At 64.2% G+C, this 12,816-nt stretch carries 13 protein-coding genes; 1 reads left to right on the plus strand and 12 read right to left on the minus strand.

The window, feature by feature from the left end:
- From VQ045_RS17375 to VQ045_RS17395, 5 genes are all read right to left on the minus strand, one after another.
- The coding region (locus VQ045_RS17375; RefSeq protein ID WP_331831004.1) for a formate--tetrahydrofolate ligase at positions 1–467 on the minus strand (467 nt) is incomplete at its 3' end.
- Positions 468–594: 127 nt separating this feature from the next.
- Positions 595–1,164, minus strand: coding sequence for a sarcosine oxidase subunit gamma (locus VQ045_RS17380; protein WP_327647226.1), 570 nt, complete (start codon positions 1,162–1,164; stop codon positions 595–597).
- Positions 1,157–4,162, minus strand: a complete 3,006-nt coding sequence (locus VQ045_RS17385; RefSeq protein WP_331831005.1) for a sarcosine oxidase subunit alpha family protein — start codon at positions 4,160–4,162, stop codon at positions 1,157–1,159. The genes VQ045_RS17380 and VQ045_RS17385 overlap by 8 nt, the downstream gene beginning before the upstream one ends.
- Positions 4,159–4,446, minus strand: a complete 288-nt coding sequence (locus VQ045_RS17390; RefSeq protein WP_327624697.1) for a sarcosine oxidase subunit delta — start codon at positions 4,444–4,446, stop codon at positions 4,159–4,161. Before VQ045_RS17390 ends, VQ045_RS17385 begins: the two co-directional genes overlap by 4 nt.
- Before the next feature lie 100 nt (positions 4,447–4,546).
- The gene (locus VQ045_RS17395) at positions 4,547–5,797 is read right to left on the minus strand and encodes a sarcosine oxidase subunit beta family protein (protein WP_327624696.1); all 1,251 of its coding nucleotides are present in this window, start codon (positions 5,795–5,797) and stop codon (positions 4,547–4,549) included.
- A 90-nt stretch (positions 5,798–5,887) separates the two neighbouring features.
- Here VQ045_RS17395 and VQ045_RS17400 point away from each other — a divergent pair, with 90 nt between their 5' ends.
- Positions 5,888–6,886: a GlxA family transcriptional regulator gene (locus tag VQ045_RS17400; RefSeq protein ID WP_327647282.1), complete on the plus strand. Its 999-nt coding sequence runs from the start codon at positions 5,888–5,890 to the stop codon at positions 6,884–6,886.
- Positions 6,887–7,035: 149 nt separating this feature from the next.
- Here the strand turns inward: VQ045_RS17400 and glnT are convergent, their stop codons facing one another.
- The 7 genes from glnT to VQ045_RS17435 form a co-directional block, all read right to left on the minus strand.
- Complete coding sequence (glnT, locus tag VQ045_RS17405; RefSeq protein ID WP_331831006.1) at positions 7,036–8,343, minus strand: type III glutamate--ammonia ligase; 1,308 nt, start codon at positions 8,341–8,343, stop codon at positions 7,036–7,038.
- 35 nt (positions 8,344–8,378) lie between these two features.
- Positions 8,379–9,719 carry an FMN-binding glutamate synthase family protein gene (locus VQ045_RS17410; protein ID WP_327624694.1) on the minus strand — a complete coding sequence of 447 codons (1,341 nt, stop codon included), beginning with the start codon at positions 9,717–9,719 and terminating at the stop codon, positions 8,379–8,381.
- Between the two features lie 10 nt (positions 9,720–9,729).
- Positions 9,730–10,407, minus strand: a complete 678-nt coding sequence (locus VQ045_RS17415) for a GXGXG domain-containing protein (protein ID WP_327624693.1) — start codon at positions 10,405–10,407, stop codon at positions 9,730–9,732.
- Position 10,408: 1 nt separating this feature from the next.
- On the minus strand, positions 10,409–11,305 hold the full coding sequence (locus VQ045_RS17420; RefSeq protein WP_327624692.1) for a class II glutamine amidotransferase: 897 nt from the start codon (positions 11,303–11,305) through the stop codon (positions 10,409–10,411).
- 108 nt (positions 11,306–11,413) lie between these two features.
- Positions 11,414–11,713 carry a hypothetical protein gene (locus VQ045_RS17425; protein ID WP_327624691.1) on the minus strand — a complete coding sequence of 100 codons (300 nt, stop codon included), beginning with the start codon at positions 11,711–11,713 and terminating at the stop codon, positions 11,414–11,416.
- Between the two features lie 5 nt (positions 11,714–11,718).
- Complete coding sequence (locus VQ045_RS17430; protein WP_327624690.1) at positions 11,719–12,387, minus strand: hypothetical protein; 669 nt, start codon at positions 12,385–12,387, stop codon at positions 11,719–11,721.
- Positions 12,384–12,812: a universal stress protein gene (locus tag VQ045_RS17435; protein WP_331831007.1), complete on the minus strand. Its 429-nt coding sequence runs from the start codon at positions 12,810–12,812 to the stop codon at positions 12,384–12,386. The genes VQ045_RS17430 and VQ045_RS17435 overlap by 4 nt, the downstream gene beginning before the upstream one ends.
- Between the last annotated feature and the right edge of the window lie 4 nt (positions 12,813–12,816).

The following is a 12,816-nucleotide window of genomic DNA, read 5'->3' on the forward strand; positions in this document are numbered from 1 at the left end:
AGCGAGTTGCCCCAGTAGATGTGGTTGTCGATCAGCGCCGACAGAAGGTTGTGCGCGCTGGTGATGGCGTGGAAGTCACCGGTGAAGTGGAGGTTCATCTCCTCCATCGGCACGACCTGCGCATAGCCGCCGCCGGCCGCGCCGCCCTTCATGCCGAAGCACGGACCGAGCGAAGCCTCGCGGATACACACCGCCGCCTTCTTGCCGATCGAATTCAGCCCGTCGCCGAGCCCGACCGTCGTCGTCGTCTTGCCCTCGCCGGCCGGCGTCGGGTTGATCGCCGTCACCAGGATCAGCTTGCCGTTCGGCTTGTCCGCCTGACGGGCGATGAAATCCGCCGAAACCTTGGCCTTGTCATGCCCATAAGGCACCAAATCCTCGAGCCCGATCCCCAGCTTCGCCCCGATCTCCTGAATCGGCAGCTTCTTCGCCTCGCGGGCAATCTCAATGTCGGTCTTGAACGCCATGGTCTGTTTGTCCTCCCATTCCGTGCTTAGGCCGTGGCCCGATTTTATTGTTGTTGCGCAACGCTTGTTTGCTCTGGCCCGGTCTCAAGACCGTGCCCGCCGCTGCGTTCGCTGTTGTCGCGATGGCTCACATCACGTTCTGGATCGAAGTCTCGACCGCGTGAAGAAACGACCCCGCCGAGGATCGCGCCGAGAGCAGAAGGAAGGCGTCCGGACCCTCGCGGAGAATGATCACCCCGAGATGCTCCATCACCGTTCGCGCCACCCTTCCTTCCGGAAAAGCGCCCGGATGAAGGTCGAGCGGACAGATCCGCTCCAGCGCCGCGCGGGTCCGCTGTCCATCGATCCGAAGCGCGACCCAGACATCGGTCTGGTCGGTGGTATAGGCGGCGCCTTCCAGCTTGCCGTCGACAAGCGCGCGGGCATTCGCGCCATCATGTTCGAAGACGGCGAAGACCTGGCCCGGAGCCATGCCCAGCAAGCGAATCCGGCCATCGCTCGACAGCGTCGTCCCCCCGACCGGGGGCGGACTTGCGCCAAAGCCGCCGGTCACCGCTTGCACGAGAGCCGTCTCGCCGCCGAGCGGCGTGGCGATGGACACGATGGCGATATCCGGATGTTCGCTGAGCGTGATTCCGCCAAAATCCTGCCGGTAGCCGCCAAGCGCCGGCTTCGCAGTAAGCGTGAGGTCAGACACGGAGCCGCTCTCCTTCAGGGTCGATGAAATGCGGTGAGACGATTTCGACCTCGATCTCCTTGCCGCGCACGAAATCCATTGCGCGGACGATCTCGCCCCCGCGCGCCTCGCCTCGCTTGATAAAGCCGAGACCGATCGAATGGCCGAGCGACGGCGAATAGGTTACCGACGTCATCCACCCTTCGTCGTTCTCTGTCGTCGCCGCGCTGCCCCGCTGGAGGAAATGCGCGCCGGCCGTGAGGCTTTCAGCGCGATCGACCGGACGGAATCCGACCAGGCGGAGGCCGTCTTCGCGGTTGAGGTCAGGCCGCTCGGACAGGACGTTGCCGATGCAATCCTTCTGCTTGGAAACCATGCGGCCGAGGCCGAGATCGCGGGCGGTGGTCTGGCCGGTCAGTTCGTTGCCTGCCGCGTGGCCCTTCTCGATCCGCATCACGCCGAGCGCTTCGGTGCCGTAGGGAACCACGTCGAATTCCTCGCCGGCCGCCATCAGCGCGCGGATCATGGCGTCGCCAAAGCGGGTCGGTACCGCGATCTCATAGGCAAGTTCGCCCGAGAAGGAGATGCGGAACAGCCGCGCCGGCGTGCCACCGCACACGGTGAGCTCGCCGCAGGCCATGAACGGGAAGGCCTCATTGGAGACATCGTGCTCCGCATCGACGACCTTGCGGATGAGGTTGCGGGCGTTCGGTCCGGCCACCGCATATTGCGCCCAGCCGTCGGTGGTGGAAATCAGATGAACGTCGAGACCGGGCCAGAGGCACTGGCGGCAGAACTCCAGATGCCGGAATACGCTGCCCGCGTTGGCCGTCGTCGTGGTCATCACGAAATGCGTCTCGGACAGGCGGGCGGTGGTGCCATCGTCCATCACGATGCCGTCCTCGCGCAGCATGATCCCGTAGCGGGTCCTGCCGACGGCCAGCTTGGCGAAGCCGTTGGCGTAGACCTTGTTGAGGAATTCCGCCGCGTCCCGACCCTGGATGTCGACCTTGCCGAGCGTGGTCACGTCGCAGATCCCGACCGAGCCTCGCGTTATCTCCACCTCGCGGTCGACGCTCTGCCGCCAATGCGTTTCACCGGAGCGGGGGAACCACTGGGCGCGCAGCCAGGCGCCTGTCTCGACGAACACCGCGCCCTGCTCCTTGGCCCAATCGTGGCTGGGAGTCAGGCGATAGGGACGAAAATCCTTACCTCGCGACCGGCCCGCCAGGGCGCCGATCGCCACCGGAGTGTAGGGCGGACGGAAGATCGTGGTGCCGGTCTCGGGGATGCTCCGGCCGGCGATCTCGGCCATGATGGCAAGTCCGAGAACATTCGCCGTCTTGCCCTGATCGGTCGCCATGCCAAGGGTGGTGTAGCGCTTCAGATGCTCGACGGAGCGGAATCCCTCTTTGTGGGCGAGCGTCACGTCCTTGATGGTCACGTCGTTCTGCTGATCGACCCAGGCGCGCGAGCGACTTTGCGTGACATGCCAGAAGGCTGACACCGCGACCGCTTCGTCTTCCGCTGCCGGGAGTCTCTGGCGCGAGGGAGGGAAGCCGAGAGCCTCGACCGCTTGATCGGCCCTTTGGCTTCCCTCCAAGAGGGCAGACGCGAGCGACTGGGAGCCGTTCGCCGCGCCCGCCACCGCCATGCCGACAGGAAGATACTTCCCCGGCACGAACGCCGTGATGTCGTCCCGCCATTCAGGCCGCCCGCCCTGATGGCAGGTCAGGTGGACGTTCGGGTTCCAACCGCCTGAGACGGCGAGACAATCGGCCGATATGCTCGCGCCGCCGGCAAGCTTGATCTGGCGGATTCCCATGCGACCTGACGTGTCCATAACCGCGTCGCCCATATGGATTGCCGTCCCCGGCAGCTTGGCACGGGCCGCGCCGGGGCGGGTATCGATCACGGCGGCGATCTCGACACCCTTGGCGGCCAGATCGACAGCCGTTCGCCAGCCGTCGTCATTGTTGGTGAAAACGGCGACCCGCTTGCCGGCCGCGACCGCCCATCGGTTCGCATAGGCCCGCACGGCACCCGCCATGATCACGCCGGGGCGATCGTTGTTGCCGAAGGCGATCGGTCTTTCCGTCGCACCGGCGCAAAGGATCGTGCGCTTCGCGTGAATGCGCCAGAGCACCTGCCGTGGCTTTCCGCCAGACACGGGAAGATGGTCGGTCTTGCGTTCGAGCGCGCCGTAGGTGCCGTGGTCGAAGGCCCCGTAAACGGTCGTGCGGGGCATCACGCGAACGTTGGCCATGGCGGCCAACTCGGCGCCCGCCTGATCGGCCCAGTCGGAGCCAGGCAGGCCGTCGACGGCCAATGTCTCGGCACTCAGCCTGCCGCCGAGCCGAAAATCCTCGTCGGCGATGATCACCCGGGCGCCGGCGCGTCCCGCCGCCAGTGCCGCCGCAAGACCCGCCGGCCCCGCGCCGATCACCAGCACGTCGCAATGCAGGAAACCCTTGTCGTAGCTGTCCGGATCGGGCTCCATGGAAAGCCGGCCGAGCCCGGCCGAATTGCGGATCAGCGGCTCGTAGAATTTCTCCCAGAACGCCTTCGGCCACATGAAGGTCTTGTAGTAGAAGCCGGCCGACAGGAAGGGTGACAGCAGGTCGCTCGCCGCCATCAGGTCGAAACCGAGCGGGCCGCGATGGTTCTGGCTGGTGGCCTCCAGATTGTCGAACAGCTCGACCGTGGTGGCGCGCGTGTTGGGCTCCTGATGGGCTCCTCGGCGCAACTGGACCAGCGCGTTCGGCTCTTCCGACCCCGCCGAAAAGATGCCGCGGGGCCGATGATACTTGAACGAACGGCCGACCACGCGGACACCATTGGCGAGCAGCGCGGAGGCGAGCGTGTCGCCGTCATGGCCCTGGAACGATGTTCCGTTGAAGCTGAAACGGACGCCACCGGTCCGCTCGATCAGACCGCCCTGGACTCGAAAGGGTTGCGTGGCACCGGTCCCGGCTTCGACCGGGCCGGGCGTTGCGGTGGGTGTTCGGCTGTCGGTCATGCTCTCCGCCCCCGTGCCAAGGCGACGTCGCGCGCCAGTTCGACCGACGTGATCTCGTGTGTCAGCGTGTTGCGGGTCAGGACCAGCCAGGAGCGATCGCCCTGTTCATGATACCAGAGCTCGCGATGCAAGCCGGCCGGGTTATCCCGCAAGTAGAGATAATCATGGAATTTCTCGCTCGCGCCGTCGTCCTGCGGATCGGGCCGGTCGATCAGCGCGGCGTCGCCGAGATACACGAATTCCGCCGCGTCGCGGGGGCCGAGAAGGGGGTGGTCGATGATCATTTCGCTTTGCTCCTCCCGCTCGGCGCTGCCGCCTGCGTCCCGACCGGGAATGGATGGGTATCGACCGTCGGCATGGTTACGTCCTCAATGCAGATTGGGCTCAGTGCAGATTGGGCTGCGCGCCCTGGCCTTTTTCGTCGATCATCGCGCCACGGCGGAAGCGGTCGAGCCGATAGGCGGCCGCTGTCGGATGGGGTTCGTCGCGGGCCAGGAGATGCGCGTAGCAGTAGCCCGACGCGGGCGTTGCCTTGAAGCCGCCATAGCACCAGCCGCCATTGAAATAGAGGCCGCCGATATCGGTCTTGTCGATGAAGGGCGAGCCATCCATCGACATGTCCATGATGCCGCCCCACATGCGCAGGAGCCGCGCGCGGCCGATCATCGGCATGATCGCCATGCCGCCCTCGCAGACATCCTCCACCACCGGCAAATTGCCGCGCTGGGCGTAGCTGTTGTAGCCGTCGAGATCGCCGCCGAAGACGAGGCCGCCCTTGTCGGACTGGCTGACGTAGAAATGACCGGCGCCGAAGGTGATGACGCCCGGAATGACCGGCTTCAGCCCCTCCGAGACGAAAGCCTGCAGGACGTGGCTTTCGATCGGCAGGCGCATGCCGGCCTTTTCCATCACCCGGCCCGACGAGCCGGCGACACAGACGGCGACCTTCTTGGCGCGGATCTTGCCGCGGGTGGTCTCGACGCCCCGGCAGATCCCGTTCTCGATCTGGAAACCGGTGACCTCGCAGTTCTGGATAATGTCGACGCCGCGACTGTCGGCGCCGCGCGCATAACCCCAGGCGACCGCGTCATGGCGGACGGTGCCGCCGCGCGGCTGCCAAAGCCCGCCCTTGATCGGAAAGCGGGCGTTGTCGAAGTCGAGGAAGGGACACATTTCGCGGACCGCCTCGGTATCGAGAAGGACCGCGTCGGAACCGGCCAGCCGCATGGCATTGCCCCGCCGCGCGAAGGCATCGCGCTGCGCGTCGCTGTGACCGAGGTTGAGGACTCCCCGCTGGGAGACCATCGCGTTGTAATTGAAATCCTGCTCCAGGCCTTCCCAGAGCTTCATCGAGAATTCGTAGAACGGCTCGTTACCGGGCAACAGATAGTTGGATCGGATGATCGTCGTGTTGCGGCCGATATTACCGGAGCCGAGCCAACCCTTCTCCAGCACCGCGACGTTGGTGATGCCGAATTCCTTGGCAAGGTAATAGGCGGTTGCCAGCCCATGCCCGCCTGCGCCGACGATAACGACGTCGTAGTCGGTCTTCGGCTCGGGCTCCCGCCAGACCGGCGGCCAGCCCCGGTTGCCAGTCAGCCCCTCGGTGAGAATTTTCAGCAGCGAATATCGCATTGGTCTCCGCCCTTGCTTGCTGATCGATACTGAGCCCTCGCCGGCTGGATGGACTTTCCCCATAAAGACGGAATATTAAAGATTATGGTCATGACAATGGAGCAGCCCGGCGCCTTCCGAATTGGATTCCTGCTGATCGACGGCTTTGCGCTGATGTCTTACGCGTCAGCGGTCGAGCCGCTTCGGGCCGCGAATCTACTGGCCGATCGAACCGTTTACGACATTCGCCACCTGACCGTCGGGGATGCGCACGGCATCAGTTCGAGCGGATCGATGGTCGCGGCATCCGCCCAACTTGGACGTGACGTCGACTTCGATCTCGTTCTCGTCGTGGCGGGCGGCGATCCGGGCACCTTCGCCGATGAACGGGTGTTCAACTGGCTGCGGCAACTCGCGCGGCACGGCGTTCGTCTGGGCGGGGTGTCGGGCGGCCCTGTCATTCTCGCGCTTGCCGGACTGATGGAGGGCCGACGCATGACCGTCCACTGGGAACATGCGCCAACCCTGGCGGAAATATCCCCGGCATTGATGGTGGAACGTACGCTCTACGTCATGGATCGCGACCGGATCACCTGCGCTGGCGGCACCGCGCCGCTCGATATGATGCACGCATTGATCAACGTGCATCATGGTCCCGCCTTCGCCCGCCAGGTCAGCGACTGGTTCATGCACACCGAAATCCGTCCCTCCGGAGGGCCGCAACGCGCCGGTCTCGTGGAACGCTATGGGACGAACGATCCGGCCTTGATCCAGTCGATCGAAATGATGGAAAACCATGTGGCCGATCCGCTGGAGTTGGCACAGCTGGCACAGCTTTCGGGCATCGGCCCCCGGCAGCTCAACCGGCTTTTCCGTCAAAAGCTGGGCCGCAGCACAATGACGTTCTACCGCGAACTCAGGCTGGGCAAGGCCGGCAATCTTTTGACCCAGTCCACCCTGTCGCTGACCGAAATCGCGCTGGCGACCGGCTTCGCGAATTCCGCCCATTTTTCCACGGCGTTTCGCGAGGTTTTCGGTCGTGCCCCGTCGAGTTTGCGCGCCCGGCCTCCCCAAGAAGGCACCGGGCGCGCAAAGACGCAGCTTGGATAAGTGGGATGAAATTCGTCCGAATAGCCGAACGTCGGCGCAAACCGGCACGCAGCCTCAGATATCCAGGGTGTTCTTGCNAGACGCAGCTTGGATAAGTGGGATGAAATTCGTCCGAATAGCCGAACGTCGGCGCAAACCGGCACGCAGCCTCAGATATCCAGGGTGTTCTTGCGTTCCCACTGGGAAAAATGGCTCACGAAGGAATTCCACTCCTGCATCTTCAGCTTGATGTAGGCGTTGGAGAACTCCTCGCCCATCGCCGCTTTCAGGCTCTGATCCTTGTCGAAGGTCCGCAGCGCGTCCAAAAGGTTCAGCGGCAGGATCGGGGCATCCTTCACCGTATGACCGTTCTGGTACATGTCGATGTCGTAGCGCTTGCCCGGATCGGCCTTGGTCCGCACTCCGTCGAGACCCGCCGCGATAATCACCGCCTGCAGCAGATAAGGGTTTGCCGCCCCGTCCGGCAGCCGCAGCTCGAACCGGCCTGGTCCCGGCACGCGCACCATGTGGGTGCGGTTGTTGCCCGACCAGGTGACTGTATTCGGCGCCCAGGTCGCGCCGGATGTCGTGCGGGGCGCGTTGATGCGCTTGTAGGAGTTGACCGTCGGATTGGTGATCGCCGCAAGCGCCGAGGCGTGCTTCATGATGCCGCCGAGGAAATACCGGCAGGTATCCGACATCCCCATCTCCTTGCTCGCGTCGGCAAAGAGGTTGGTCTTGCCGGTGGAGTCCCAGACCGAGACGTGCACATGCGCGCCGTTGCCGGTCAGCCCTTCGATCGGCTTGGGCATGAAGGTCGCGCGCATGCCGTATTTTTCGGCGAGCGAGCGAATCATGAACTTGAAGAAGGAGTGCTTGTCGGCAGTGGCGATGGCGTCGTCGAAATCCCAGTTCATTTCGTACTGGCCGTTCGCGTCCTCGTGGTCGGCCTGATAAGGCCCCCAGCCGAGCTCGCTCATATGGTCGAGCGCTTCGCCGATCAGGTCCGCCTGCCGCATGATGGCGAGCTGGTCATAGCAGGGCTTGGCCGCGCTATCGTGGGAGTCCGCCAGCTGCTGGCCATCGGGCGTCAGCAGGAAGAACTCTACCTCGATACCGGTCTTGACACGCAATCCCTCGGCGGCGGCTTCCTTCACCAAACGATTGAGGACATTGCGCGGCGCGTGGGCAACCGGCGCGTCCTCCATGACGCAATTCGCCGGAACCCAGGCGGTGTCTGGCTTCCAGGGCAGTTGGATAACGCCGTCAGGATCGGGCACCCCCAGCATGTCCGGATGCGCCGGCGTCAGATCCAGCCAGGTGGCGAAGCCGGCAAAGCCGGCACCGTCCTTTTGCGTCTTGGCGATTGATCGGGCCGGCACGATCTTGGCGCGTTGTCCACCGAACAAGTCGGTGAACGACACCATGAAGTATTTGACGCCCTTATCCTTGGCGAATTTTTCGAGATCCGCAGCCATATTCTACCGTCCCCTCCCCATCATCATTTTCTCGTTCAGTATCCGGATTGTCCCGGTATCCAGGAGGTACCCGCCAGCGGCACGCGCGCCATGGCGGCGGCTTCCACGGTCAGGGCGCACAGATCCTCCGGCTCCAGATTGTGGACGTGATTGTGTCCGCAGGCCCGGGCGATCGTCTGGGCTTCCAGGGTCAGGACCGAAAGATAGTTGTGCAGCCTCCGACCCGCCGCCAGCGGGTCCAGGCGTTCCATCAGCTCCGGATCCTGGGTCGTGATCCCAGCCGGGTCACGACCTTCCTGCCAGTCGTCATAGGCTCCCGCCACCGTTCCGAGCTTGCGGTATTCCTCCTCCCAGACGGGATCGTTGTCGCCCAGCGCGACCAGGGCTGCCGTCCCGATGGCAACCGCGTCAGCGCCAAGCGCCAGCGCCTTGGCGACATCCGCGCCGGTTCGAATGCCGCCGGAGACGATCAATTGCACCTCGCGATGCATACCCATGTCCTGGAGCGCCTGTACCGCTGGACGAATACACGCAAGGATCGGCTGGCCGACGTGCTCGATGAAGACGTCCTGCGTCGCAGCGGTGCCGCCTTGCATGCCGTCCAGCACGACCACGTCCGCACCGGCTTTCACCGCCAGCGTAGTGTCGTAATACGGCCGCGCGCCACCGATCTTCACATAGATCGGCTTCTCCCAGCCAGTGATCTCGCGGATCTCGAGAATCTTGATCTCGAGATCGTCCGGCCCCGTCCAGTCGGGGTGACGACAGGCCGAGCGCTGATCGATACCCACCGGCAGCGTCCGCATCCCAGCCACGCGCTCGGTGATCTTCTGCCCGAGGAGCATGCCACCGCCACCGGGCTTGGCACCCTGCCCCACGACCACCTCGATCGCATCGGCGCGGCGCAGATCGTCGGGATTCATCCCATAGCGGGACGGCAGAACCTGATAGACGAGCCTGTCGGAATGCCCGCGCTCCTCCTCGGTCATCCCGCCGTCGCCGGTGGTCGTCGAGGTTCCTGCGGCGGACGCGCCGCGACCCAGTGCCTCCTTGGCGTGGGCCGAGAGCGAGCCGAAACTCATTCCGGCGATAGTAACGGGAATTTTCAGCTCGATGGGCTTTTTCGCGTACCGCGTGCCCAAGGTGACGCTGGTTCCGCATTTCTCGCGATAACCTTCGAGCGGATAGCGCGAGATCGACGCGCCGAGAAACAGGAGGTCGTCGAAATGCGGCAGCTGCCGTTTGGAGCCACCGCCGCGGATGTCATAGAGACCCGTCGCCGCCGCGCGGCGGATTTCGGCATTGACGCTGTTGCTGAAGGTCCAGGATTGCCGTGGCTCGGTCCGTGGCACGGCGTGCGGGGGAGCGTCTTTCATCTCCGTCTCCTCAGTAAGCATTGTCGATGTGGAAATTATAGAGCTGACGCGCCGACCCGTAGCGCTTGAACTCTTCGGGCCGCGCGTCGGCGCCGGCACGCTCCAGGAGGTCGCGAAGGATATCCAGATGCTCGGGGCGCATCTCCTTTTCGATGCAGTCCGCGCCCAGGCTTTTCACCTTGCCGCGCACGAAAAGGCGGGCCTCGTAGAGCGAGTCGCCAAGCGCGTCGCCCGCATCGCCCAAGACCACGAGGTTGCCAGCCTGCGCCATGAACGCCGACATGTGGCCGATATTGCCATGGACGACGATGTCGATGCCCTTCATCGAGATGCCGCACCGCGAGGCGGCATTGCCCTTGATGACCAGCAATCCGCCCCGACCCGTCGCGCCGGCATACTGGCTGGCATCGCCGTCGATAATGACGCTGCCCGACATCATGTTTTCGGCAACGCCAGGTCCCGCCGAACCTTCGACCCTCACGGTGGCCTGCTTGTTCATGCCGGCGCAGTAGTAGCCCGTGGAGCCCCTGACCGTGACCTCGATCGGCGCGTCGAGTCCCACAGCCAACGCATGTCCGCCGCGCGGATTTTCGACGGTCCAGGCGGTCTGGTTGGTGTTATCGCGCTGCGCCTGCAAAACGGAATTCAGCTCGCGCAGGGTGGTCTCGGCAAGATCAATCGTCTGCATCTCAATGTTCCCAGAAATAGACGGTGGCAGGCTCGGGCTCCCATACCTTGGCGTTCTCGATGCCCGGCAGGTTGACCAGCGCGCGATATTCGCTGCCGAAGGCAACATATTGGTCGGTTTCGGCCATGACGGCGGGCTTGCAGGCGATCGGATCGCGCACGACGCCGAACCCGTCCTTGGTTCCGACCACGAAGGTGAAGAACCCGTCCAGATCGTCCAGACTGGCTTCCAGTGCCTCCCTGAGATTGCTGCCGGTCCGCAGCTTGTGGCTCAGATAGGCGGCAGCGACTTCGGTATCGTTCTCGGTCTCGAACGACATGCCTTCACGCACCAGCTTGCGCCGCAGTCCATTGTGGTTCGACAGTGAACCATTGTGCACCAGGCACTGGTCCGGGCCGGTCGAATAGGGGTGTGCGCCCAGCGTATTGACCTTGGATTCCGTCGCCATCCGGGTGTGGCCAATGCCGTGACTTCCCGCCATGGCGGATAGGCCAAACCGCGCAGCGACATCCTTCGGCAGCCCGACTTCCTTGTAGATTTCGATGTTGTCGCCGGCGCTCATCACCCGAACATTCGGGCGAAGTTCGGCCAACGCGCGCCGCGCCTCGCCCATCTTGTCGCTCGGAATTTTCAGCACCGCGTGCGTGTCCTTGCACCGGATCTCGACCTCGGCGTCGATCGCCGCGCCCATGTCGGCGGCCAGATCGGCGAATTCCACGTCCGGGTTTTCAGCCTGCAACGTCAGTTTCGCGTGCCCATCACCGTTTTTCCCGTAGATCGCGATCCCGGCGCTATCCGGGCCGCGATCGGTCATGGTCACCAGCATCTCGGTCAGCATTTCGCCAAGCTTCGGCTCGAGCGACCGGTCCTTCAGAAATAGCCCAACGATACCGCACATCGGCTTCGCACCTTTCTCGCAAACGTTCCAGGCAGACATAAACACCAACGCTAGTAGAAATCAACTGTTAGGAAATTTATTTTCATCATAGAAAACAGAAAGCGTCGTTCACGCGTCTTGTTTTCCTTGCGCCAGCTGCCACTGCTGCCATCGCAGCCGGGCGAACTTGTAAGCGTCCATCAGGGCGACGGCATGGATCATGAGCCCGCCCGCATAGCGTCCAACGAAACTGATCTCGGGCGTGGTCAGGTTGTAGCTCACCCATGCGAGCCCCAGCGCGGTGAATGCCATCATCAGGCCCCGCTGCGCCTGTCCATTCAGCACCTGCCCCATGCCCGTCAGGACCAGCGACACCGCGAGGACGGTGTAGGGATGATGCGGGGGACGATCGCGAGGGGGGGCAGCCATCCGGCTCAGTGCTCGCGCGACATATCAGCGGCCAGCGCGAAGCCGCGGGCAATGAGGTCCTCGACCGTGGCACGCGCCAGCCGGTCATTGTCGAACCGCGGTTGGCGGGTCGCCAGGTAATGTCCACGTCGACTCTCGTCGATGCGGTAGACCAGCCGCAGGCCGCGCGGGGCGAGAAAAAGCTCCTTGCCCCGCCCTTCCTCGGTAAAGGCGCGCACATGCGGGGTGAGACGATCGAGCAACGGCGCGACCGCATCCGGCCGGTCGCAGCGTACCACCGCGTCCGCCGGCCAATCCGGCGGCGCTGGCAAAACCGTGCGCAACCGGTCGTGCGGCGAATAATATTCCGAGTTGTCGGGCCGGATCAGCATGTCGAAGACCCCGGCGATCTTCAGCGGCTGCCGGATCGTCACCAGCAGCCACAGCACCGGCAGCTTGCGCAGCTGGATGGTGTCGGCGAGCAGCCGCAGTTCGACCGGAACCTCATCCCGGCGGCCTGTCAGACGCGGATAGTCCGCCCCGTCCTGGGACAGCTCCGCATCGTCCAGCAGCCCCCGACACTCTTCGAACACCGATCTGCGATGGGCGATCACGCGGGTTCGGTCGCGATGGTACATCCAGCCGAGTGCCGCGCTCCCGGCGGCAGCCGCCGCAAAGGCGCCCGCCCCGATCATACGACCGTGACGGGTGGATGCGGCTGGTTCAGAACGTCGTCGACCACCGACCCCGTCAACAGCCTTTCCAGCACCGAATGTCCTGACGTGCCCATGACGATATGATCGAACCCGTGCTCCTGCGCATAGGCCACGATCGCCGTGGCGACATCCCGTCCATTAACGGTGGCGCAACTGGCGTTCGTCACGCCCTTGGCGGCCGCCGCTTCCATCGCGTGGGTTTGCTCGCGAGCGATCAACGTCTCGCCCGCGTCGAACAGCCGCGTGTCCCAGAACGGGCTCTTGGCTGCACTGGCCTGGGTCACGGCCGTGACGGTAATGAACCGAACCGCAGCCCCGAAATTTGCGGCCATGCCGACGGCAAAATCCACCGCCCGCTGCGAGGCGCGCGAACCGTCTATGGCGCAAAGCACATATTTCATCATGGCT

This window comes from Aurantimonas sp. E1-2-R+4 (genome assembly GCF_036549515.1).
Lineage (GTDB): Bacteria > Pseudomonadota > Alphaproteobacteria > Rhizobiales > Rhizobiaceae > Aurantimonas > Aurantimonas coralicida_A.

Excerpts from the sequence above, each read along its gene's own strand:
- VQ045_RS17385 (WP_331831005.1), bottom strand. The coding sequence starts at position 4,162 with ATGACCGACAGCCGAACACCCACCGCAACGCCCGGCCCGGTCGAAGCC.
- VQ045_RS17390 (WP_327624697.1), bottom strand. The coding sequence starts at position 4,446 with ATGATCATCGACCACCCCCTTCTCGGCCCCCGCGACGCGGCGGAATTC.
- VQ045_RS17395 (WP_327624696.1), bottom strand. The coding sequence starts at position 5,797 with ATGCGATATTCGCTGCTGAAAATTCTCACCGAGGGGCTGACTGGCAAC.
- VQ045_RS17400 (WP_327647282.1), top strand. The coding sequence starts at position 5,888 with ATGACAATGGAGCAGCCCGGCGCCTTCCGAATTGGATTCCTGCTGATC.
- glnT (WP_331831006.1), bottom strand. The coding sequence starts at position 8,343 with ATGGCTGCGGATCTCGAAAAATTCGCCAAGGATAAGGGCGTCAAATAC.
- VQ045_RS17410 (WP_327624694.1), bottom strand. The coding sequence starts at position 9,719 with ATGAAAGACGCTCCCCCGCACGCCGTGCCACGGACCGAGCCACGGCAA.
- VQ045_RS17415 (WP_327624693.1), bottom strand. The coding sequence starts at position 10,407 with ATGCAGACGATTGATCTTGCCGAGACCACCCTGCGCGAGCTGAATTCC.
- VQ045_RS17420 (WP_327624692.1), bottom strand. The coding sequence starts at position 11,305 with ATGTGCGGTATCGTTGGGCTATTTCTGAAGGACCGGTCGCTCGAGCCG.
- VQ045_RS17425 (WP_327624691.1), bottom strand. The coding sequence starts at position 11,713 with ATGGCTGCCCCCCCTCGCGATCGTCCCCCGCATCATCCCTACACCGTC.
- VQ045_RS17430 (WP_327624690.1), bottom strand. The coding sequence starts at position 12,387 with ATGATCGGGGCGGGCGCCTTTGCGGCGGCTGCCGCCGGGAGCGCGGCA.
- VQ045_RS17435 (WP_331831007.1), bottom strand. The coding sequence starts at position 12,812 with ATGATGAAATATGTGCTTTGCGCCATAGACGGTTCGCGCGCCTCGCAG.